Source organism: Petrocella sp. (assembly GCF_059865615.1).
Genome location: NZ_JCBCDA010000134.1, coordinates 1 through 1,033, shown reverse-complemented (window position 1 = coordinate 1,033; position 1,033 = coordinate 1). Strand labels below are relative to the sequence as shown.

Genomic DNA, 1,033 nt, shown 5'->3' with positions numbered 1-1,033 from the left:
CCTTTTAATGGGCGCGATGATTACGGTCAGTATGGGTGAGAACGATCAAGCCATCTATCAGACCGATTACATGAAGGCGTATTATATCGCTAGAGCCGGTGCCGAGTCCATGGCCATGGAAATGGAACGGATGGACAATACCGCCTTTGAACAGTTCTTGGATGAACAGGTAGCGGAAGCTACGGATGTATTAGATGGGGAAGGGGACCTAGAAGTCAGTGTCGTAAAAGACAGTGATCAGTATAGGGTATCTTCCCTTGGAACCTATAATGAGACTCAAGCTAGGGTTAATATCATTATGTCTTATAGAGACCGAACGGAAATGGATTTTGGTGTTTATGCCAAGGAAGATATGAATGATCTACAAGTCAAAGATTTTACCGGAAAATTGGCATCCGGTGGTAGTATAGATTTTAAAACACAATCCGATGAGAATGAAGTCGGCGAAGCCAATATTATGCCATATACCCCCAACAATGTGTCTATAACGGTACCGAGACTTTCTGGTTTTTCTATAGCCAATGAGATAGACTTAGATGTTAATACAGATTATAGTATAACGGAGTCTGCTACCATTATCGATTGGGACATGAAGAACAATAACACCTTGACCATCGATACGACTTTGGCAGGTTATAGAAAAGATTCTATCGAGGACTATGAAGAGACTTTTAGAATACTTAATGCAGGTAGCGCCAGTGAGAGATGGATGGTATTATTGGTCGAAGGTGAAGCAATTATGGATAGCGACATAGTAGTGACAGGTAATCATAATTTGATGATTATCATAAAAGATGCTTTTTATCTCGGCGGTGAGTTAAGGATACTTAACGATAACCGAGTTGAAGTTTATGTTATGGATGAGAGCAATTCATCCCCATCTCATAGCAAATTTAAGGATGGTTCTACCTATTTTGATTTAGTCATAGCTGGGAATAATATTATTGGAGACGAGGATTTTAATAGAAATCCTAATTTATTAAGTTTCTTTATTAATGGCTCTAATACTTTTTCTAATAATGTATTAATGAAC

General features: G+C 38.6%; 1 protein-coding gene. It reads left to right on the top strand.

Going from position 1 to position 1,033, the window contains the following annotated elements; all coding sequences use genetic code 11:
• The coding region (locus tag AC6F8J_RS14590; RefSeq protein WP_500724358.1) for a hypothetical protein at positions 1–1,033 on the top strand (1,033 nt) is incomplete at both ends.